This is a genomic window from Streptomyces sp. NTH33, from assembly GCF_003236365.1.
Lineage (GTDB): Bacteria > Actinomycetota > Actinomycetes > Streptomycetales > Streptomycetaceae > Streptomyces.
Genome location: NZ_POTZ01000026.1, coordinates 1 through 20,275, shown reverse-complemented (window position 1 = coordinate 20,275; position 20,275 = coordinate 1). Strand labels below are relative to the sequence as shown.

The 20,275-nt window shown below is 70.4% G+C and carries 18 protein-coding genes; 12 read left to right on the top strand and 6 right to left on the bottom strand.

Annotated elements, in window-relative coordinates:
* The first annotated feature begins 293 nt into the window (after window positions 1–293).
* Window positions 294–671 (top strand): hypothetical protein, encoded by a 378-nt coding sequence (locus C1I97_RS04680; protein ID WP_111001951.1) that lies wholly within the window; start codon window positions 294–296, stop codon window positions 669–671.
* 632 nt (window positions 672–1,303) lie between these two features.
* Here the strand turns inward: C1I97_RS04680 and C1I97_RS04675 are convergent.
* Window positions 1,304–2,704, bottom strand: a complete 1,401-nt coding sequence (locus tag C1I97_RS04675; RefSeq protein WP_111001950.1) for an alkaline phosphatase PhoX — start codon at window positions 2,702–2,704, stop codon at window positions 1,304–1,306.
* 617 nt (window positions 2,705–3,321) lie between these two features.
* Window positions 3,322–4,350 (bottom strand): LacI family DNA-binding transcriptional regulator, encoded by a 1,029-nt coding sequence (locus tag C1I97_RS04665; protein WP_111001948.1) that lies wholly within the window; start codon window positions 4,348–4,350, stop codon window positions 3,322–3,324.
* A 151-nt stretch (window positions 4,351–4,501) separates the two neighbouring features.
* Between C1I97_RS04665 and C1I97_RS04660 the strand changes: the two genes are divergently transcribed.
* The 8 genes from C1I97_RS04660 to C1I97_RS04630 all read left to right on the top strand — a co-directional run bounded on the left by C1I97_RS04660 (window position 4,502) and on the right by C1I97_RS04630 (window position 12,924).
* The gene (locus tag C1I97_RS04660; RefSeq protein ID WP_111001947.1) at window positions 4,502–5,488 is read left to right on the top strand and encodes an asparaginase; all 987 of its coding nucleotides are present in this window, start codon (window positions 4,502–4,504) and stop codon (window positions 5,486–5,488) included.
* Between the two features lie 63 nt (window positions 5,489–5,551).
* Window positions 5,552–6,433, top strand: a complete 882-nt coding sequence (locus C1I97_RS04655; protein ID WP_111001946.1) for a polysaccharide deacetylase family protein — start codon at window positions 5,552–5,554, stop codon at window positions 6,431–6,433.
* Between the two features lie 51 nt (window positions 6,434–6,484).
* Complete coding sequence (locus C1I97_RS04650) at window positions 6,485–7,792, top strand: MFS transporter (RefSeq protein ID WP_220040791.1); 1,308 nt, start codon at window positions 6,485–6,487, stop codon at window positions 7,790–7,792.
* Window positions 7,789–8,598 carry an SDR family NAD(P)-dependent oxidoreductase gene (locus tag C1I97_RS04645; protein WP_111001944.1) on the top strand — a complete coding sequence of 270 codons (810 nt, stop codon included), beginning with the start codon at window positions 7,789–7,791 and terminating at the stop codon, window positions 8,596–8,598. The genes C1I97_RS04650 and C1I97_RS04645 overlap by 4 nt, the downstream gene beginning before the upstream one ends.
* Window positions 8,599–8,609: 11 nt before the next feature.
* Window positions 8,610–9,362 carry an SDR family NAD(P)-dependent oxidoreductase gene (locus tag C1I97_RS04640; RefSeq protein ID WP_111001943.1) on the top strand — a complete coding sequence of 251 codons (753 nt, stop codon included), beginning with the start codon at window positions 8,610–8,612 and terminating at the stop codon, window positions 9,360–9,362.
* Window positions 9,363–10,252: 890 nt separating this feature from the next.
* Window positions 10,253–10,420, top strand: coding sequence for a hypothetical protein (locus tag C1I97_RS41085; protein ID WP_258382424.1), 168 nt, complete (start codon window positions 10,253–10,255; stop codon window positions 10,418–10,420).
* Window positions 10,420–10,752 (top strand): hypothetical protein, encoded by a 333-nt coding sequence (locus tag C1I97_RS41080; protein WP_258382423.1) that lies wholly within the window; start codon window positions 10,420–10,422, stop codon window positions 10,750–10,752. Before C1I97_RS41085 ends, C1I97_RS41080 begins: the two co-directional genes overlap by 1 nt.
* A gap of 630 nt (window positions 10,753–11,382) precedes the next feature.
* Window positions 11,383–12,924, top strand: a complete 1,542-nt coding sequence (locus tag C1I97_RS04630) for a M28 family metallopeptidase (RefSeq protein WP_111001942.1) — start codon at window positions 11,383–11,385, stop codon at window positions 12,922–12,924.
* Window positions 12,925–12,997: 73 nt separating this feature from the next.
* Here the strand turns inward: C1I97_RS04630 and C1I97_RS04625 are convergent, their stop codons facing one another.
* The gene (locus C1I97_RS04625; RefSeq protein WP_111001941.1) at window positions 12,998–13,207 is read right to left on the bottom strand and encodes a hypothetical protein; all 210 of its coding nucleotides are present in this window, start codon (window positions 13,205–13,207) and stop codon (window positions 12,998–13,000) included.
* A 600-nt stretch (window positions 13,208–13,807) separates the two neighbouring features.
* Here C1I97_RS04625 and C1I97_RS04620 point away from each other — a divergent pair.
* Complete coding sequence (locus tag C1I97_RS04620) at window positions 13,808–14,461, top strand: TOPRIM nucleotidyl transferase/hydrolase domain-containing protein (protein ID WP_111001940.1); 654 nt, start codon at window positions 13,808–13,810, stop codon at window positions 14,459–14,461.
* Between the two features lie 221 nt (window positions 14,462–14,682).
* Here C1I97_RS04620 and C1I97_RS04615 read toward each other — a convergent pair whose 3' ends face one another.
* The 3 genes from C1I97_RS04615 to C1I97_RS04600 form a co-directional block, all read right to left on the bottom strand.
* Window positions 14,683–15,402 (bottom strand): dienelactone hydrolase family protein, encoded by a 720-nt coding sequence (locus tag C1I97_RS04615; RefSeq protein ID WP_111001939.1) that lies wholly within the window; start codon window positions 15,400–15,402, stop codon window positions 14,683–14,685.
* Window positions 15,403–16,123: 721 nt separating this feature from the next.
* On the bottom strand, window positions 16,124–16,969 hold the full coding sequence (locus C1I97_RS04605) for an ABC transporter permease (RefSeq protein WP_111001937.1): 846 nt from the start codon (window positions 16,967–16,969) through the stop codon (window positions 16,124–16,126).
* A 122-nt stretch (window positions 16,970–17,091) separates the two neighbouring features.
* The gene (locus C1I97_RS04600) at window positions 17,092–18,120 is read right to left on the bottom strand and encodes an ABC transporter substrate-binding protein (protein WP_111001936.1); all 1,029 of its coding nucleotides are present in this window, start codon (window positions 18,118–18,120) and stop codon (window positions 17,092–17,094) included.
* A 260-nt stretch (window positions 18,121–18,380) separates the two neighbouring features.
* On the opposite strand from C1I97_RS04600, the gene C1I97_RS04595 reads away from it, so the two are divergent.
* Window positions 18,381–19,166: an ABC transporter ATP-binding protein gene (locus C1I97_RS04595; protein WP_111001935.1), complete on the top strand. Its 786-nt coding sequence runs from the start codon at window positions 18,381–18,383 to the stop codon at window positions 19,164–19,166.
* Window positions 19,163–20,200: an LLM class F420-dependent oxidoreductase gene (locus C1I97_RS04590; RefSeq protein ID WP_220040790.1), complete on the top strand. Its 1,038-nt coding sequence runs from the start codon at window positions 19,163–19,165 to the stop codon at window positions 20,198–20,200. The genes C1I97_RS04595 and C1I97_RS04590 overlap by 4 nt, the downstream gene beginning before the upstream one ends.
* The last annotated feature ends 75 nt before the right edge of the window (window positions 20,201–20,275 follow it).

The following is a 20,275-nucleotide window of genomic DNA, read 5'->3' as shown; positions in this document are numbered from 1 at the left end:
CCCGGCCCGGGGCGGGGCCGGCCGTGCTCTCCCATGCCTGGCGGGAGCGGAGGGCGACCGCGCCCTGGAGGGCGTCCCGGCAGGCCAGGATGGCGGGGCGCCGGCCGCGGCAGGTACTGCGCCCCGACGGGCCGGGCACCGGCGATTTCCAGCCATCACGTCGTCGTGGATCATGGCCAGAGGGGCGCTGGTGCGATGTCGGTGCGGTGGTGAAGAATGCCGCCGAAAGAGAGATCAACTTTGCCCGTGCTGGGTAAGCGATCTTCAGTCCCGCCTTAAGGAAGGCTTCGCTGATGCAGCCCGTCCCCCGCCCGGCACAGGCCGTCGTCCTGCACTACCGCAGCCGCGCCGTCGCCCCGCTTCGCCCTCTGGACGCCGAGGATGCTGAACTGCTGCGCATCATTTCCGACCCCTGCACGCCCGTGTTCCTCACGGTGCACGCGGGCGGACGCCGCAGATACAGCTACTGGCAGCCGTTCGACGCCCACACCGGCAGGGGGAGTTGCTACGTCGCCCTGCCGACCGAGGCGTGCGACATACTGCGCTCCACCGGACGGATCACGCTGGGCGAGCCGCTCGTCGAACCGAGCAGGACGATCTACCGCATCCGGCTCGCCGACACCCTGACCGCTCCCCAGCGCCCGGTGCGGGCAACGGCCCACGCGGCATGACCGGCAGCCGACGGGATCCGTCGGCTGCCAATCTTCGCCGGGACAGCACACCTGGTACTCCAGCAGCGTGCGGCACGTCGCCGTAGCGCATGGAGTGCCACTGCCGACGGGCACGCCGCCACATGTCCTGGAGCGCTTGCCCGACGGCCTGTCGGGAAACCGCGTGACGGGTCACTTCCCCGACCGTCACGCACGTCATCCTGGCAGTCCCACCGACAACGCGGGCCCGCGCGGCCCCGGCCGTTCCTGAACCTCGCTCCCGAACTGCCGGGAAGCCGGGCTTGGACCGCACCATGGCCGGCGCGGCCGGACACGTGCTGCTGCCCGCCGACGGCGGCCACGGCCGGCGGCTCACCCCCCGGTCCGGCCCTCAAAGCCCCGACGCCCTCAAGGGCGTGCTGCGCGGCGACACCGACGATGAAGTGCCCGGAGCCCCGGACATGCCGCACCTGCGGTCCGCCCCGGCCGGCCCGCGCGACCGGAGGATATGCGATCACCCCGGTACCCGTGACGCAGGCCCTCCTCCCGGATGGGGGACATGTGCGGCCATGGCCGTCCTCGGAGCGCCGGCCTGCCGGCAAGCACTCGACCTGATCGGCCCGTTCCACGGCGCCCGCGCCGCCAATGCGGTACTACCGGTGAAATGGTCCTGTCACCGCGAAGGTCGTGCCGGGGCTGTAGCAGTTGACGTACATCGTCCTTCCGTCCGGTGCGAACGTGACGCCCGCGAACTCGCCCCACTCCGGGGCCTCGGGCGTGCCGATGTTCTGGCGGTTGCGGGCCATGGCGTACACCTCGCCGCGGCGGGTCACGCCGTACACGTGCTGCGTGCCGTCGCCGTCCTCGCAGACCATGAGGCCGCCGCCCGGGGCGAGGCAGATGTTGTCCGGCGACTCGCCGGGCAGCTGCACGTCCGTGTCCGGTCCGAAGACGACGACGAGCGTGAGGCGGCGTTTCGTGGGGTCGTAGCGCCAGACCTGCCCGAAGTGGTCCGCGGCGGAGCCCTCCGCCCTGTGCGCGAAGGAGGACACGAAGTACACGCACCTCCCGCCCCAGTAGCAGCCCTCCAGCTTCTGGGCGTGCGTGATGCCCTTCGGCCCGAAGTCCTGCAGGCGGATGGGGGTCTGGGCGGCGAGCGGGTCGGGGACGTCCACCCACTCGACGCCGTCGAAAGAGGCGCCCGTCTCCTGGACGGAGGAGAGGTCCGGTACGCCGGGGACGCGCATCGCCTGCAGCCGGCCGCCCGCGCGCAGCGAACCGACGCCGCCACGCGGCTTGTCGGGCAGGAACCGGTAGAAGAGACCGAAGGGCTTCTGGAAGGCGTCCTCGGTCTCGTAGACGACGCCCCGCTGGGGGTCGATCGCGATCGCTTCGTGCTGGAAGCGGCCCATGGCGGTGAGCGGTACGGCCCCGGTGCGGTGGGGATCGACCGGATCGACCTCGAAGGTGAAGCCGTGGTCCTTGGTGTAGCCGCTGGTGCCGGCTTTGTCCTCGTTCTCCTCGCAGGTCAGCCAGGTGCCCCAAGGGGTCGGCCCGCCCGCGCAGTTGACGGCCGTACCGGCGATCGCGACCCGCTCGGACACCACGCTGCCGCGGCCGTCCAGGGTCAGGGCCGTGCACCCGCCCTTGCCGGTGGGGTCGTAGGTGAGGCCCTCCACGGCCGGGACGGCGATCCGCGCCGTAGGGCGGTTCTCGTGGTTGCGTACGAGGTGCACGCGGCCGCCTCTGCCCGCGAAGGCGGACATGCCGTCGTGGTTGCTGGGAACGGCCCCCTCTCCGGAGCGGAGTTGGTCGCCCTCACGGGAGAGCACCCGGTAGCGGAAACCTTTTGGCAGATCGAGCAGGCCGTTCGGATCGGGGACGAGGGGTCCGTAGCCGGAGTGGCCGAACGCGCTCGCCGTACCCGTGAAGAGCTCCGAGAGGGCTCCGGTGAACGCGATGCCCACCCCCACGGCGCCGGAGCGGGCGAGCACTTGGCGTCGATTCGCCCAGCGGCTGTTCTCGGGTGTGCTGCCGTACCTGGTTTCGGACATGGGCCAACCTTCCTGTTGGCGGACAGGAACTGTGACCCCGCCGTGTCTACCACCTGACACCGACCTCGGGAACCACGCGTGTAGCACGTCCAACAGCCAGCCCCGGACGGGCTGTTGAACGCCCGGCCGGGACCGGCGCGATTTTCTCCCCTGCGCGGCGCCTCCCGGGCCACCACGGGCGCCGGACGGCAGAAGGCCGTCAAGAGCACGTTGCCCTCACACGGACAGCCTTCCTCGCAGTCCCATGTGACGTCGTGTCACTGCCCCACAAGAAGCGGATCAGGACCGAAAGTGAGCTGTCCCCGGTTCCGTCGACATCGGGCAGGTGCCTGGTGTCCCCATCCATGAGCAGGCCGAACTCGCCGCGGCTCGCAAGCGGATCGCGGAACTGGAGGCGGAATCGGCCGGCCATGGCCGGGCCACCGAGCCACTGGGGAGACCACCTTCCCCAAAGGTGGTCCGAAGTGTCCGCGTGATGGCCGGCGAGGGCCATTGCGTGCAGCGGGCCTGCCGTACCCACCGCGGCCCTGGCCACGAACGTCCTGGCCACGGCGATCGACAACCGTGCGCAAGCCGGTCGATCATGACCGAAGACGGCCCCTGCGCGGGCGAGGGTGTCAGCCGTTGAGCGTCGAGTCGCGGGCGATCAGGTGGGGACGCAGTCGTTTCGAGCGGACGCGTCGTCCGTGCAGGCGGTCGATGAGCAGACCCATGGCCTGCTCACCCATCTCGAACATCGGTGAGTGGATCGTGGTGAGGGGCACGGGCATGTCCGCGGCGACGGGGATGTCGTTGTATCCGACGACGGCCACGTCGCTGCCGGGTCGCAGTCCGTGCTCCCGCAGGGCCCCGATGACGCCGATGGCGGCGGTGTCGTTGACCGCGAAGATGGCCGTGGGGCGCGGGTCGAGGCCGAGCAGCGCTGCGCCTGCGGCGTGGCCGCCTGCGGTGTCGAAGCGGGAGGGGAGGACGTACTCCGGGGGGAGGGGGAGGCCGGCTTCGGCGTAGCGGCGGACGAAACCGGTGGTGCGCTCCACTCCGGTGCTCGCGTAGGGCTCCCCGGCGGCGACTCCCACGCAGTGGTGACCGAGTTGGAGGAGGTGCTCGGCGGCCAGCCGTCCGCCGAGGAGATCGTCGGTGGTGACGGACAGGTGTCCTGGCAGGCGCCGTGAGACGAGGACGTAGGGGATGTTCCTGCGGGTGAGGTTTTTCACCAGGTCGTCGCCGTCGAGCCGTGCGTCCCCCAGGACGATGCCGGCCACCCGCCGTGCCAGTAGCTCTTCGAGGCGTTCACGCCGTAGGGCCGGGTCGTCGGTGGTGTTGGCGACGAAGGTGTTGTAGCCGTGCTGGGCGGCGGCCGCGTCGAGCCCCTCGTAGATGCGCGCCAGGACGAAGTCGGTCAGGCGGGGGACCAGTACGCCGAAGATGCTGCTGCGGCCGGTGCGCAGGGCGGTGGCGGCGGGATCCCGCTGGTAGCCGAGCTCCGCGGCGAGTGCGCGGATGCGCTGTGCCGTGGCGGGGCCGACGCCGTTCGCCTCCGGGGTGAGTGCCCGCGAGACGGTCGAGACGTGCACCCCCGCGCGCGCGGCGATGGCGGCCAGGGTGACGGGTTCGTCGCCGCGGGGCGGCGGGACATCGGAGGTCACATACCCGTTTGTACCTCATGTCGCAGATGTCCGAGGTGCAAATTCGGGCATATGCCAACAAAACCTCTTGGCGTCGCGCAAACGTTTGTGTAACCTCGGTCACATCGCACGCAAACGTTTGCGGTCCGGTTTCCAGCTCCGGAGGGCTCCTGTGCCACGTTTTCGTCTGATCGCAACCGGCGGCACCATCGCCAGTCGCCACTCGCCACTCGGTCTGCTGGCAGGTGCCACCGGCGCGGAACTCCTGGCGCAGAGCGGGCTCGGCGCGCTGGACGTGGAGATCGACGACTTCACGACCCAGGGCAGTTACGCCTTCTCGCTGGCCGACCTTCTCGCCCTCGCGCGGCGGACCCGTGACGCGCTGGCCGGGGGAGCCGACGCCGTGGTCATCACGCACGGCACCGACACGATGGAGGAGTCCGCGTTCCTGCTCGACCTCTTCCACGGCGACCGGCGGCCGGTGGTCCTCACCGGTGCGCAGCGTCCTTTCGACAGTCCCGCACCGGACGGCCCGGCCAACCTCGCCGCGGCTTTCGCGGTGGCGGCCAGTGCGCATGCCCGGGGGCTGGGTTCTCTGCTGGTCTTCGACGGCTCGGCCTGGCAGGCGCGGGGAGTGCGCAAGGTGGAGACCTTGGCCTCCGGCGCGTTCGGCTCGCCCGGGCGCGGCCCGTGTCTGCGGGTGGCCCCGGACGGTGTCCTGCCGCTGGGAGCGCAGCCGCGGCCGCCCGCCTTCGATCTCGACGCCGTGGATGAGCTGCCACGGGTCGACGTCGTGGCCGCCTACGCGGGCTGCGACGGAGCGCTGCTGGACGCCGCGGTCGCCGCCGGCGCCCGTGGCGTGGTGCTGCAGGCGCTGGGAGCGGGCAACGCCTGCCCCGCGGTGGTCCAGACCGTGAAGCGGCTGGTGGCCAGGGGCGTTCCGGTCCTGGTGTGCAGCCGGGCGTTCAGCGGGCCGGTCACCCCGCTCTACACCGCCGGTGGCGGTGCGGACCTGGACCGCGCCGGTGCGGTCTTCGCCGGTGACCTCAGCCCGTGGCAGGCCCGGTTGCTGCTGTCCGTGGCCCTCACCCACAAGCCGGAAGATCCGGGACCGGTCATCTCGCAGTGGCTCCGGCGGCCGTCACCCGACGGAGTCTGAGCAGTCTGACCTCACATTCGGCCCGGCGCCGTGCGGCACCGGTGCGCCAGAGCAAGGAGCATCATGAGTAAAGAGATCTTCGTGTCCTTCGGTGTGGACATCGACGCGGTGGCCGGCTGGCTCGGCTCCTACGGCGGAGAGGACTCTCCCGACGACATCTCCCGCGGCCTGTTCGCCGGGGAGGTCGGAGTTCCCCGTCTGCTGGAACTCTTCCGCCGCTTCGGCCTCACCCAGACCTTCTTCTGGCCGGGGCACTCGATCGAGACCTTCCCCGAGCAGTTCGACGCCTGCGTCGCGGCCGGTCACGAGATCGGCGTGCACGGTTACTCGCACGAGAACCCGATCGCGATGAGCCGCGAGCAGGAGTCGACGGTCCTGGACCACTGCATCGACCTGATCGAGTCACGGACCGGCCGGCGCCCCACCGGGTACGTGGCGCCCTGGTGGGAGTTCAGCCCGGTCACCAACGAACTGCTGCTCGAGCGCGGCATCACCTACGACCACTCGCTGATGCACCGGGACTTCGAGCCGTACTACGTACGCGTCGGCGACACCTGGACCAAGATCGATTACGATGCGCCGGCCGAGTCGTGGATGAAGCCGCTCCGGCGCGGCCGGGAGACCGACCTCATCGAGATCCCGGCCAACTGGTACCTGGACGACCTGCCTCCGATGATGTTCGTCAAGGCCAGCCCCAACAGCCACGGCTTCGTCAGCCCCCGCGACATCGAAACCATGTGGCGCGACCAGTTCGACTGGGTCCACCGCGAGATGGACTACGCCGCGTTCACCATGACCATCCACCCGGACGTGTCCGGCAGGCCTCAGGTGCTCATGGCCCTCGAGCGACTGGTCGAGCACATCAATTCCCACGATGGCGTCCAGTGGACCACCTTCGACGCGATCGCCACCGACTTCGCCAAGCGCACCCCCCGAAAGGCCTGATCCGTGACCTCTGCCCCGCCTGCCCGGGACATCCCGGCCTGGGAACGCCCCGTGACCCCGCGCACCCTGCTGCGTGTGTCCGTCGTGTGCTTCCTGGCCTGGGTGTTCTCCGTCTACGACTACACCCTCTTCGGCACGCTCCTGCCCAAGATCGCCGACAGCTTCGGCTGGTCTCCGGCAAAGGCCACCAGCGTGGCCACCTGGGTGACGGTCGGCACGTTCGTCATCGCACTGAGCGTCGGACCGCTGCTGGACCGAGTGGGCCGCAAGCGCGCCCTGGTCATCGCCATCATCGGGGCCGCCCTCAGCTCGGGCTTCACCGGCCTGGCGGCCGGGGCCGTCACTCTGGTCCTCATCCGCGCCTTCTCCGGCTTCGGATACTCCGAGGAACTGGTCAACACCGTCTACCTCAACGAGATGTACGGCAAGGCCCGCCGTCGTGGCTTCATGTACAGCTTCGTGCAGAGCGGATGGCCCGTCGGCGCCCTGGTCTCGGCCGGGCTGACCGCCGTGCTGCTGCCGGCCGTCGGATGGCGCTGGTCCTTCGTCATCGCCGTCATCCCCTCCATCCTGGTCGCGCTGGCGGCCACCAGGCTGCCCGAGTCCCCGGCGTTCGCGGCTCTCACCGAGGTCCGCCGGCTCCGGTCGGACGGCCACGCCGCCGAAGCCGACGACCTCGCCCAGCGGGTCGGCCTGACGGTGTCCGGCGAGGCCAAGGCCACCCTGAGGGACGTCTTCGCCCCGGGGCTGCGACGCCACACCATCTGCCTGTCGCTGGCGTGGCTGTTCAACTGGATGGCCATCCAGGTGTTCTCCGTGCTCGGCACCACCGTCCTCACCCAGGGCAAGCACGTGTCCTTCAACAACGCGCTGCTCGTCCTGGTGCTGGCCAATGCCGTCGGCTTCGCCGGCTATCTGTTCCACGGCTTCATCGGTGACCGCATCGGCCGCCGCACCACCATCATCGCCGGCTGGACCGTCGGCGCCGTCCTCACCGGCGTCATGCTCCTGGGCCCCTCGACCAGCACTTTCGTGATCCCCCTGTACGCGCTGTCGCTGTTCTTCCTCACCGGCCCCTACGCGGCACTGCTGTTCTACATGGGCGAGTCCTTCCCCGCACAGGTACGCGGCCTCGGACCCAACGTCGCGCACACGATGGGCCCCGTCGGCGCGATCGTGGGTTCCGCGGTACTGAGCGTCCTGCTCGCACTCGGGACCTCCATGACCGTGGCGGCCCTGATCGCCGGCTCCGTCTTCATGCTCGCCTCCGGCCTGGTCATGCTCGGCACCCGCCACGTCGACCAGGACCACCACATCGCAGTGTTCCACCACACCGCACAGGAAGGCGCTGCCGCATGACCGCACCCCGGCACGATTCCGCCACCCCGGTCCGGGACGACGGCCTGGCGGGCAGGGTCGCCGTCATCACCGGAGGCGCCAGCGGCATCGGCAAGGCCCTGGCCATCTCCTTCGCCCGCGCCGGCACCCTGAGCGTGCTCGGCCACTACCCCGAGGACCCGCACGACGTACGCAAGGCCGTCAACGAGGTCGAGGCCGCCGGAGGGCAGGCCGTAGCGGTCGACGTCGACGTGCGCGACCCGCACCGGACGGACGCGCTGGCGCAGGCAGCCGTGGACCACTACGGCCGTCTCGACATCGCCGTCGCAGCGGCCGGAATCCTGCGCCGCGCTCCGCTCATCGAGCTCAGCGACCAGGCGTGGGAGGACATGCTCTCCGTCGATCTCACCGGCGTGCTGCGTACCTTCCGCTCCGCGGCGCGCGTGATGACGGGTCCGGGAGCGATGGTGGCCATCTCCTCGATCGCCGGCGGCGTCTACGGCTGGGAGGACCACGCCCACTACGCCGCCGCGAAGTCCGGTGTGCTGGGGCTGTGCCGCTCACTGGCCGTGGAACTCGCCCCCCGTCACATCCGCGTCAACTGCGTCATCCCCGGCCTCATCGAAAGCCCCCAGTCGCTCGACCCCGTCAACTCACTCGGTCCCCAGGGCCTGGCCGACGCCGGCCGGCTGATCCCCGCCGGACGCGTGGGCACAGCCGATGAGGCCGCGCGCGCCATCCGGTTCCTGGCCGGCGACGACGCCGCCTACATCACCGGGCAGCAACTCGTCGTCGACGGCGGGCTCACCGTCCGCTGGCCCAGCTGAAAGAAGACACGATGAGTCACTCACTCCACCAACGCACCGCCCTGATCACCGGGGCCGCCGGCGGGATCGGCGCAGCCATCGCGGATGCCTTCGCCGCCGAGGGAGCCCATCTCTTCCTCGCCGACCGCAACCCGGACGGAGCCGAGGCGACCGCGAACAGGGCTCGCGCAGGGGGAACCAAGGCCACGGCCTACCAGGTCGACGTCACCGACGCGGACGCCACCCGCGCCATGGTCGATGCGGCACACGCGGAATCCGGGCGCATCGACATCCTCGTCAACTGCGCCGGACTGCTCACCGAGGTGCCCTTCGTCGAGATGCCACTCGACACCTGGGACAAAATGATCGACGTCGACCTGCGCAGCGTCTTCCTCTGCTGCCGCTGGACAGCACCGATCATGGTCGAGCAAGGCGCCGGCCGCATCATCAACATCTCCTCCCAACTCGCGCTGAAGGGCGGTGAAAGCCTGGTGCACTACTGCGCGGCCAAGGCCGGCGTCATCGGCCTGACCAAGGCCCTCGCCCGCGAGCTCGCCCCGCACGGTGTCCTGGTCAACGCCATTGCCCCGGGCCCCATCGAGACACCACTCGTGGACGGGATCAGCGAGGAGTGGAAGACAGCCAAGCAGGCCGAACTCCCCCTGGGGCGCTTCGGTCTCCCCGCGGAGGTCGCACCGACCGCCGTCCTCCTCGCCGGCGACCCCTCGGGCAACCTGTATGTCGGCCAGGTCCTCGGCCCCAACAGCGGCGACGTCATGCCCTGAAGGAAGAAGCAGACACATGTGCGGTGCGTGCGGAACCGGAACGATCCGTCCCCCCTGGGAGGTCCTCCTCGCCGGCGACCGCCCTGCCGACCGGCGGCGACGGGCAACCGCCGCCGCCCGGACAGCAGACGGACGCGTCAAGGTCACACCGTGGGGCGCCGCCGGCTACCTGCTCACCCCGACGACGGGACCGATCAGGACCTGTCCCGACCTCGACGCCCTCGCCCTCGGCCTGCTCCCACACCTGCGCCTTTCCATGCCGGCGTGCAGCCCGTGCCACCATCCAGGAGACCAGCACCTGGTGAACCTTCCCACCGGTACGGACCGCCAGCGTCTTGCCGTCTGGTCGGCGCTGGCCACCGCCCACCGCCACGCCGGCCCACTCACCATCGAGATTCACACGTGCTGCCCGGGCCCACGCACCAACACCCTCACCCCCGCAGTCGTTTCAGACCATCACCGCGTCCGCGTCTCTCGTACCGGCACCGCCCGGCCGAGCATGCTGCTTCGCGGACCGCATGCCGCACAGTATGGAAACCACCTGCTCAACTACCTCGACGGCAGCCCCTCCAAGACCGCGCCGAACCCCAACGCACCTTCCGAATCGGGTGTTTCGGGGTCTGGCTGAGGCTGACCCTGCCGGCGTCCCCCGTATGCGGCGGCAGACCGGGAGGCATGAGATACGCAGACGGCGGCGGGGTGAACGCCTGGGAACGCGCACGGCGTGAGGCGGTGCGCCTGCGGGCGGCTGAGCTGCTCGCGGCCGTGGTCGGCGCCCCGGAGGTGGTCCGGCAGCTGCGGGTGTCACCGAAGCCGGCCTGCCGGCGGCGGCGGAACCAGGCCGTCGGCGGCCCGGCGGCTCAGGCCTCCACCGGACCGGGCGGACAGCGGTGCAGGTCCGGCCCTGCTCTGCGCGAGAAGCCGGCCGGGCCCTGCTGGAGCAGGGCCCGGCCGCGCACGGCTGGGACGAGGACCAGGTGCGGACCGGTGCCCGGGCGGCGACCCTGATCGGCCGGAAGTTCCACGTCCCCTCCAGCGTCTCGGTGCGACCCGGCTGATGCGCCGGTTCGGCTTCACCCCGTGGACGCCCGCCCGGCGGACCGCCGGGCGCGACGATGCGGCGGTGACCGCCTGGAAGGAAGACACCTGGCCGGAGGTAAAAGGCCCCGAGCGGCCACCGGCGGCCGGCTCAGCTACGAGGACGAGGCCGGCCGGCATCAGCGGCCGCCCACCGGGCGCACCGCGGGGGCCGGCGCGGCCGCACCCCGGTGGTGATGGTGTCCAGCCGCAGGCCGGCCCGCATCTCCATCGTGGGCTTGATCGCGCTGCGGCCCGGCTCCCGGACCCGGCTGTGCTGCCGGATCCGCGTTCACCAAGGCCACAGGGGTGAGCGGCGCAGCCTGCCGGAGGCCGACTCCATACGGCCGGCCGACAGCGACCCCAACTGCTGCCGGCTCCGATCGTGCTGGTCTGGGGCCGGCTCAGCACCCCTCACCGGTTGGAGGCTGTTGCCTTTCCGGTCTTGGAGCTTGACGGTCGAACGAGAGCTCAACACGATTCGTGATCGTGGTTCGTACGCTGACCGGCCTCGTGGTCGCCCGCCCCGGACGGATCTCCAGCGTCTCGTACGGCACCCGGGCCGCATGCGCGGCGTGCGGCGCCCGCAGCCCCGCCACTGACGGCACGTCGGGAGCCGCGACACCAGTCGCTCCGGACCGCGGCCGACATCCACCTCCGGCATGCCCTGGACTTCGGTCAGCACCGGTGACTTCCAGTCAACTTCGGTTGTATCAGAGGCAGATCGGTGCGCTCGGCGCCCATTCACGGGCGGCGTCGGCGCCGAAGATTCCCGTCAAACCCATTACCAAGCTTGTACTGAGCAGATACCTTTCTCCTTGCCGGTGGCAGGGGGGGCGGAGCGATCCGGCCGTCCCTGCCTGCCCCGGAGTACCGCCGTACGTCGTTCGGCCTGTTTTCGGCCATCACTCCTGCCTCTCATGGACCGCCGGAAGGAAGCGTTTTGAACGCTCGTAACCGCCGCACCACGGTAGCCGCCGTATCCGTCGCAGGGCTCATAGCGCCCCTGCTGCTGATCGGATCGGGCACCGCCTCCGCCCACAGCGACCCTGCCAAGGAGGCTGCCAAGCTCGCGAAGAAGCTCACCAAGAAGAGCACCGCCAAGGATGCCTACGAGCATCTGAGACAGTTCCAGCGGATCGCCGACAAGAACGGGAACACCCGGGTGGCCGGGTCGAAGGGACACCGGCAGTCGGCCGAGTACGTCGAAGGCCTGCTGCGGAAGGCCGGGTACTCGGTGACCCGGAACGAGTTCGACTTCCCGTTCACCGAGACGCTGGCGGAGAGCCTGCGGGTGGTGTCGCCGCAGCAGCAGGACATCCCGGTGATCGCCATGACGTACTCCGCCAGCAGCCCGGTCGGCGGCATCACCGCCCCGGTCGCGGTGGTGCCGGTCGACGCCACCACCGGCTGCGAGCCGGAGGACTACGCCCCCGGGACGTTCACCGGCAAGATCGCGCTGATCAAGCGCGGCGGCTGCACCTTCGCGGAGAAGCAGGAGACCGCCGCCGGTGCGGGCGCCGTCGGCGCGATCATCTACAACAACACCGAGGGCGCGCTCAACGGCACCCTGGGAGACCCGTCCGTCGCCAGGATCCCGGCCGGCGGAGTCACGCAGGCGGACGGCGAGGCGCTCGCGGCCAAGGCCGCCGCCGGCGCAGTGACCGTCAACCTGGAGATCCGCACCTTCGCGGAGACCCGGCACACCTACAACGTGATCGCCGAGACCAAGGGCGGCGACCCCGGCAACGTGGTGATGTTCGGCGCCCACCTGGACTCGGTGGCGGCGGGCCCGGGCATCAACGACAACGGCTCCGGTTCCGCCGGCATCCTCGACGTGGCCCTGAACCTCGCCCACGAGAAGACCAAGAACAAGGTGCGCTTCGCCTGGTGGTCGGCTGAGGAGTTCGGCCTGCTGGGCTCGGAGGCGTACGTCAACAGCCTCTCGGCGGCGGACCTCGCGAAGGTCAAGCTGTACCTGAACTTCGACATGATCGCCTCGCCGAACTACGCCCAGTTCGTCTACGACGGTGACGACTCCGACCAGGTCGGTGCCGGCCCCGGCCCGAAGGGCTCGGCGCAGCTGGAGCGGCAGATCACCGACTACCTGGACAGCCGGGGCATCCCGCACGAGGGCACCGACTTCACCGGCCGGTCGGACTACGGGCCGTTCATCGAGGTGGGCATCCCCTCGGGCGGCACCTTCACCGGCGCCGAGGGCGTCAAGACGGCCGCGCAGGCAAAGGTGTACGGCGGTAAGGCCGGTGTCGCGTACGACGCCTGCTACCACGCCGCCTGCGACAACCTGAAGAACATCAACATGAAGGCGTTCGACGTCAACATCGACGTCATCGCCAATGCGGCGGGCCAGTACGCCTGGGACACCAGCCTCCTGAGCAAGCCGGTGGCACCGCGGAACACCAAGGGCTCGGCGGGCAGCGGCGGTGGCCTGCACGAGGGCCACGACCACGAGGTCACCGAGTAACTCCCGTCACACACAAGGGGAGGGCCGGACTGTCCGGCCCTCCCCTTCGACGCTGCGGCGGAAGGCGCAGTCGCTACGGTTCCTTGCGGAGGGAGACCCTGGCGGGCGCCTTCGCCCTGCGGCAGGCGCGCCGCACCCGCCGCCACAGGGCCTTCACACCATCCACCAGGAACTCGACGACCAGGTCCACGACGAACTCCATGAGGAGCCTGAGGATCTGGGTCACCAGCCAGATGACGCCCCTGACGACCAGACGCACGGCATGGCCGATGACCTCGTCCATCTCTCTCCCGGCTTCCGGACCCGGTGCACCGGGTCCGGCTACAGACACCCAACCGGCCGTCCGCCCGCACATGAGGGCGGCAGGGCGAGGCTACGGGAGGTCAGGGGCGTCCGGGCCGGTTCTCCGCGAGGTTCAGCCGGCCCCGAGGGCGTCGGAGCCGAGGCCGAGTGCACGGGCGAGCGCCTCATCGGTCCACGCCTGTACGGCCGTGCCGCGGCAGGCGGGCCGGGACAGTCGAACTCGCCCGCGAAGCCGGGCCACGCCGAATCCACCGGCCGGCCGACCGCGCGGACGAGACCGGGCAGCTGGTACAGGAGGACGTCCTGGGGTTCGGGGAGTATCCGAGCAGGGATGACCGCCACGGCGTTCAGTTTCCTGAGCGCCTGTCTCCGGGCCCTGCCTGTGTGCACGTCAGGACGGCGGAGTGCCGTCGCCGCAGATGCCGATGCGCGGGTGCGTCCCCCTCGGACCAGATCACTCGAACCTGACCGTTCACCCAAAGCCGCGCCTCCTCCGATCTCTTGAGTCGTCGCTCTTCGGAAAACGCGCGTGCGTACAGGATCTCGACCGTGCCAGGATGGCGTCGGGAAGCGAGGTCTCGTGGACGAGTTGAGGCGATTCCGCCTGGCGCTGGTCGCGTGGGCGGCCGGCGGAGCGGAGGCGAGTGCTGCCGCCGCGGTGGCGCGGGAGCTGGCCGGCGGTGTGCGCACGATCGTGCTCGTCGAGGGGAGCAGTGATCAGGTCGCGCTCGAAGCGCTGGCCACGCGCTACGGCCGCGACCTCGGTGCAGAGGGCGTCGCGGTAGTACCGCTGGGAGGTGCGACGAGCATCGGGCGTTTCCTGGACGTGTGCGGTCCTTTGGGGCTCGGCCTCCCGCTGGCCGGTCTCTGCGACATCGGCGAGGAGCGGCATTTCCGGCGTCATCTTGAGCGGGTCGGGCTCGGATCCGGTCTCGCGCACGCCGAACTGGAGACGCTCGGGTTCCATGTGTGCGTCGCCGACCTGGAGGACGAGCTGATCCGCGCTGTCGGGGCCGAGGGCGTGCGGCAGGTGATCGAGGCCCAGGGCGAGACGCGCCCCTTCCGCACCTTCCAGGGCCAGCCGGCACAGCGGGAACGCCCCGTGGAACACCAACTGCGGCGCTTCATGGGCACGCACAGCGGTCGCAAGGCGCTCTACGCGCAGGCTCTGGTCGCGCACCTGCACCTCGAGCGCGTTCCCCGGCCGCTGGAGCGGCTCCTCACGCACGTCTGACACGGCGACGTCAACGCCGTCGCCGTGCCGGCGTGCGGCCCCCGTCAGAGGAACGGAGGACCGGCGTCACTGGCCCCTTATCGAGCCATCGGTGCCCGGTGCATGAAGCCGACAGCCTGACCTGCCCCGCTTGCGACCCGCGCCCGGCGGCGAGGAACTGACCGACACCGACTGCACGGGAACGTGCGGTTACCGGCTGCTGCCGGCCTGGCGGCCCGCCCTCACTTCAGGTGCCGGCCGAAGAACCGGTTCCCGTCCTCCACCTCGAACCACGGGGTGCCGGTGTGCCCGCCCAGATTGGCGTGCAGCGTCTTCTCCTTGGTGCCGAAGGCGTCGAACAGGTCCAGGGCCCGCTGCCGGGGGTTCCCTTCGTCGTCCCACTGCAGCAGGAACAGCAGCGGGATGGTGACCTGCCGGGCCTCCTCGCGCTGGGCGCGGGGCACGTAACCCCCGGCGAAGAAACCGGCGGCCGCGATGCGCGGCTCGACCACCGCCAGCCGAATGCCGACGGCGGTCCACCCCGAGTACCCGACCGGGCCGCCGATCTCGGGCAGCGCAAGGAGGGCGTCCAGGGTGGTCCGCCATTCCGGGACCGCCTTCTCGACCAGCGGGCCGACGAAGGACTCGAAGATCTCGTCGACCGGCTCGCCGGCCTGCATCGCCCGGCGGAGGTCGGCGCGAGCCTGCTCGTCGGCGGCGGAACGGGGCCGGTCACCGCACCCGGGGGCGTCGATGGCGGCCACCGCGTAGCCGTACGCCGCGGACTGCCGGGCCCGGGCCACCAGCCGGGATTCCCCCTTGGGCAGGCCGTTGTTGTGGGCCATCAGGATCAGCGGGGCCGGTGCGGATCCAGGCGTCCACAGGGTGCCGGGGATCTCGCCGAGGGTGAACTCGCGTTCGAGGACGCCGTCGTCGAGGCGCTGTTCGGAAGTGAATTGCATGGTCGTACCTTTCGGGAGTGCTCTGGAACGGCGCTCCCGGACGACCTATCGCCCGACCGTGACCCCGGAGGGGAGCACCCATGTCGATACTGCGTTCACGGGTACCACCTCCTCGTTCTCTCGCACGGCCTCCGGAAACGTAGCAGTGGCCGCGGTGGTCCGCCAAACGGGTTCTTGCGCGGGTAAGACCAGAACCTTGGTCCCGGCACAGCGCGTTGAAGCAGGAACCCACCGAGACGGTCAGCCGACCGTGGCAGGAATCCCCGTCCTTCAGAGCGGGGAGGACGCCAAGTGTTTCTCCTCACGAGCTTCGAGCTCTGGACTGCCGACATGGACACGGCGTGCGCCCGTACGGTCCGGCGGTGTCTCATCCGGCCCAGACCATCGCCGTTCACAAGGACGCCGTCCGGAACCGGCTTGGGGCGGCGGAACACCGGCGGCGACGGGCGGCCAGCGGTCCACACCCGCTGCGCCTCGCCGACAGGCGCCGTCACCGCCTTCAGCGACACCCACCAGCAGCCCACTCCTGGACGAGCCCCCCTCACGCCGGATCCTGCGCACCCGCGTCCTTGGCGGCACCATCGATGAATACGGATACGCCGCTTGACGTGCAGCGGTGATTCTCCGAGCCCTGCAGGTTGAGCCCTCTTGCAGGATGCGCACAGAGACTCCTGGCCTTCGTGGATGTTCTGTCGGCACGCACAAGGACGACCGGCCGGGGTCAGCTGCGCGAGGTGGTTTCCCGGACCCAGGGCAGCGCGAACCGCTCCATCAGCACCAGCGCAAAGTAGAGCAGTATGCTCATCAGCCCGATCAGAATGATCGCCACCCAGGCAGTGGCGGCGTCGCCGACCCCGCCGGCCTGCACGATCAGATAGCCCAGCCCCCTCTCACCGGCCTGGAACTCGCCGATGACCGCGCCGATCGCGGCGAGCGGCATGGCCACCTTCAGCCCGACGAAGATCTGCGGCAGCGCGGCGGGCAGCCGTACCTTCCGGAACGCCTGCCAGCGCGAGGCGTCCAGCGAGCGCGCCAGCTCGGCCAGGTCCGCCGGGGTCGACGTGAGGCCGGTCGCGGTGGAGAGCACGATCGGGAAGAAGCAGAGCAGAAAGACCATGGTCAGGACCGGCTTTTGCCCCCAGCCGAGCGCTCCCACGAGCAGCGGCCCGAGCGCGATCTTCGGAACCGCGTTGACGGCGACCAGCAGCGGCGTGAACATCCGCTCCAACAACCGCGAGCCGGCCAGTGAAAGCCCGATCAGAACTCCGCAGGCGGTGGAGAGCGCGAAGCCTGCAAGCGTCTCCACCGTGGTGTCGCCGGTGTGCTCCAGGAACCGGGCCGGGGCTGCTGTGAACGCCGAGAGCACGGCACCGGGCGGCGGCAGCACCGCCGGGTGGACCACCTTCAGCACCGACGTGAGCAGCCACCACACGCCGAGGGCGGCCAGCAGCCCGGCCGAGGGCAGTAGTACGGTGCCGGTACCCGCCCCGCGCTGCAGGCCGGATCGCGGCACCGGCACCGGCTTCGGGTCCGCCGCCGAGGTCTGCTGCGGCGAGAGTTCGGTCATCTCATCCTCCTCGGGCCACCCGGCACTCCTTTCCCGGGCCGCTCAGCGCGGAGTCGGGACGGCAGTGCCGATGCTCCCCGCCGGTCGCCGACGGGGAGCACACGTGCGGGCAACCAGTGTGATCAGGCTTTCGGTACGAGGTCGAAGTCGATGATCTGCTCAGGGGTCATGCCCTGCGGCAGCGCACCCGCGTCCTGCAGGATCGCGATGCTTTTCGCGACCCGCCCGGAGTCCAGCGTCCCGATCGCGGAGCCGGAACCGCCAGGCGCGACGTACGCGGCCATCAGGTCCAACTCGGCTGCCGCAGCAGCCGGGTTCGTCGCGTCCACGTTCCGCTTCAGGATCTCGGCGGCCTCCTTCGAGTTGGCCAGGCTGTACTCCAGGCCCTTGAGCAGCGCGGTGGTGAACCGCTTCACCGTCTCCGGCTTCTGCTCGGCGGTCTTCGTCGAGGTGATCAGTACGTTTCCGTAGAGATCGGGTATCACGTCGCTGTACGGCAGCAGGACGGCCTTCTTCTTGGTCACCGCCTCGACGGTCGGCTTGCCCACCACGAACTGGCCGATGCCGTCCACCGAGCCGCTGGCGAGCGTGCCCATCAGGGTCTGCGCGTCGCCGTTGACCCAGGTCACCTTGCCGGCGTCCATCCCGGCCAGTCGGGCGTACGTCGGGAAGAGGTTGCGTACGACGGAGCCGGGTGTGTCGGCCAGACGCTTGCCCTCGAGGTCCTTCGGGGCGGCGATGCCCTTGCCCTCGGTGGTGGCGATCGCGGCCATGGTGCGCTGCTGGATGGCGGCCACCGCGACGAAGTCCTTCGCCTGGCCGCCGCCCATCTGCAACAGACCGCCCGTCAGGTCGATCGGGCCGAACTGCGCCTGGCCGCTCACGACGGCCGCAATCACGCCCCCGGTGCCCTGGCCCGGCTTGATCTCCACGTCGAAGCCGGCCTCCTTGAAGAACCCCTTGTCCTTCGCGACCCAGGCGTACGCGTCCCGGCCGAAGTTGCCGAACGAGGTCAGGTAGGTCACCTTCTCCAACGTCGTGCTCTCCGCACCGGCGGCAGCCGTGCCGGAGTCGGATCCGCCGCATCCCGACACAAGCGCCAGCAGCGTGGTCAGGGCCACCGCGGCAACCGTACGGGCGAGTCTGTTCATGGGCACCGTGTTGTCCTTTCCGACCGCTGACCTGCGCCAGCGGAAGGGGGTCGTCGAGACGGAACGGCGTGACGAAACCGCCGGGTACATGACACTTCGCGTGAGGGACAGCGTACGAGACCCCCGCCGGTGTCACACCAGGTGCGAAGAATTCACCGACAGGACGACAGGTACCGCTCAGCCGCCTGGTCCGGCTAACCTGACCGGGGTTTACGAACCGGCCGGCATTGTTCATCGCAGTGGATGGGGGAGACCGCCGGATGATCAGACTCACCGGTGCATCCCGGACCTTCACCAGTCGGTCCGGTTCCACGGTGGCGCTCCAGGGCGTCGACCTCCACATCGCCGAGGGCGAGTTCGTGGCGGTGGTGGGCCGGTCCGGATGCGGCAAGTCCACACTGCTCCGGCTGATCGCCGGTCTCCTGCCGGTCTCCGAGGGTGAGATCACCATCGGCGGCGAACGAGTCACCGGAGCCCGGCGGGACGTCGCCATGCTGTTCCAGCGGCCGGCCCTGCTGCCCTGGCGGTCCGTCCTCGACAACGTCCTGCTGCCCGTGGAGATCTTCGGCTGGCGCAAGGCCGAGCACCGAGCCCGGGCGTACCGGCTGCTGGAGACGGCCGGCCTGGGCGGCTTCGAGAAGCACCGGCCGCACGAGCTCTCCGGCGGTATGCAGCAGCGTGTCTCGCTGTGCCGGTCGCTGATCGGCGAGCCCCGCGTGCTGCTCATGGACGAGCCGTTCTCCGCGCTCGACGCGCTCACCCGCGCGGAACTCGCAGCCGAGCTGCAGCGGGTCCACATGGAGAACTCCGCCACCGTCGTCTTCGTCACCCACTCGATAGACGAGGCCGTGCTGCTCGCCGACCGTGTGGTGGTGCTCAGCCCGCGCCCGGGCCGGATCCGCAAGGTGGTCGACATCGACATCCCCCGGCCGAGGACGCTGGGCCGTACCGCGCACCTCGGCGAAGTGACCCGGTGCAGCGCCGACCTGCACGAACTGCTGATGGAACCGGACCTGCCGGAGCCGGCCGGAGCGGAAGGGCGATGACCGTGCGGATCTGCGTCTTCACCGAGCCGCACCGCGGCGCCGACTACGACGATCAGCTGCGCTTCGTACGACTCGTCGAGGCCGGCGGGTTCGAGGGTTTCTTCCGGGCCGACCACTACCAGGCGATGGGTGCCGATCCCGGGCTGCCCGGACCCACCGACGCGTGGCTGACGCTGGCTGCGCTCGCCCGGGAGACCTCCCGGATCCGGCTGGGCACCCTGGTCACCTCGGCCACCTTCCGGCTGCCCGGCCCGCTGGCCGTGATGGTGGCACAGGTCGACCGGATGAGCGGCGGGCGGGTGGAACTGGGCATCGGCGCCGGCTGGTACGAACGGGAGCACATCTCGTACGGCATTCCGTTCCCGGCCGTCGGGGAGCGCTTCGACCGGCTGGAGGAGCAACTGGCCGTGATCACCGGCCTGTGGCGGACACCGGCCGGCGAGAGTTTCAGCTACCGCGGCGACCACTACCGGCTGGTCGACGCGCCCGCCCTGCCGAAACCGGTGCAGGTACCGGGGCCGCCGGTCATCATCGGGGGCCGCGGCCCCAAGCGCACCCCGGCGCTGGCCGCCCGGTACGCCGACGAGTTCAACATGCCTTTCAAGTCGGTGGCGGAGACGGCGCAGGCGTACCAGCGGGTGGCCGAGGCATGCGACCGGACCGGTCGGGCCGACGCCGGCCGGCCACCGCTGGTGCTCTCGGCCGGTGTCGTGGTCGCGATCGGCCGCACCGACGCGGAGGCGCAGCGGCGGGCAGCCCCGCTGCACGTCAAGAGCGCGCTGCCGCCGGAGGATCCGGTGGTCGGATCCCCGGCCCAACTCGTCGATCGAATCGGTGAGTTCGTGGCGATCGGCGCGAGCCGGATCCATCTGCGGCTGACCGACTTCACCGACCTCGACCACCTGGAACTCATCGCGAGCGAGGTGCTCCCGCAACTGCAGGGCGTGAAACCCGGGACACCCCGCGCTTGCCGAAAACCTCATCCCCCGGGTGAAGAGCGGCTCGCTCCGGTACGACAGGGCTACCAACCCTGACCGACTTCGCAGAACAGCGCAGACTCCGGCCGCCTCAGCCACCCCCCCAGTGGGGTAAGAGCACCCGCCGGAAGC

What these genes read in the sequence shown, in the direction of transcription:
- C1I97_RS04680 (WP_111001951.1), top strand. Translation starts at nt 294, where the DNA reads ATGCAGCCCGTCCCCCGCCCGGCACAGGCCGTCGTCCTGCACTACCGC.
- C1I97_RS04675 (WP_111001950.1), bottom strand. Translation starts at nt 2,704, where the DNA reads ATGTCCGAAACCAGGTACGGCAGCACACCCGAGAACAGCCGCTGGGCG.
- C1I97_RS04655 (WP_111001946.1), top strand. Translation starts at nt 5,552, where the DNA reads ATGAGTAAAGAGATCTTCGTGTCCTTCGGTGTGGACATCGACGCGGTG.
- C1I97_RS04645 (WP_111001944.1), top strand. Translation starts at nt 7,789, where the DNA reads ATGACCGCACCCCGGCACGATTCCGCCACCCCGGTCCGGGACGACGGC.
- C1I97_RS04640 (WP_111001943.1), top strand. Translation starts at nt 8,610, where the DNA reads ATGAGTCACTCACTCCACCAACGCACCGCCCTGATCACCGGGGCCGCC.
- C1I97_RS41080 (WP_258382423.1), top strand. Translation starts at nt 10,420, where the DNA reads ATGCGCCGGTTCGGCTTCACCCCGTGGACGCCCGCCCGGCGGACCGCC.
- C1I97_RS04625 (WP_111001941.1), bottom strand. Translation starts at nt 13,207, where the DNA reads ATGGACGAGGTCATCGGCCATGCCGTGCGTCTGGTCGTCAGGGGCGTC.
- C1I97_RS04615 (WP_111001939.1), bottom strand. Translation starts at nt 15,402, where the DNA reads ATGCAATTCACTTCCGAACAGCGCCTCGACGACGGCGTCCTCGAACGC.
- C1I97_RS04605 (WP_111001937.1), bottom strand. Translation starts at nt 16,969, where the DNA reads ATGACCGAACTCTCGCCGCAGCAGACCTCGGCGGCGGACCCGAAGCCG.
- C1I97_RS04600 (WP_111001936.1), bottom strand. Translation starts at nt 18,120, where the DNA reads ATGAACAGACTCGCCCGTACGGTTGCCGCGGTGGCCCTGACCACGCTG.
- C1I97_RS04595 (WP_111001935.1), top strand. Translation starts at nt 18,381, where the DNA reads ATGATCAGACTCACCGGTGCATCCCGGACCTTCACCAGTCGGTCCGGT.
- C1I97_RS04590 (WP_220040790.1), top strand. Translation starts at nt 19,163, where the DNA reads ATGACCGTGCGGATCTGCGTCTTCACCGAGCCGCACCGCGGCGCCGAC.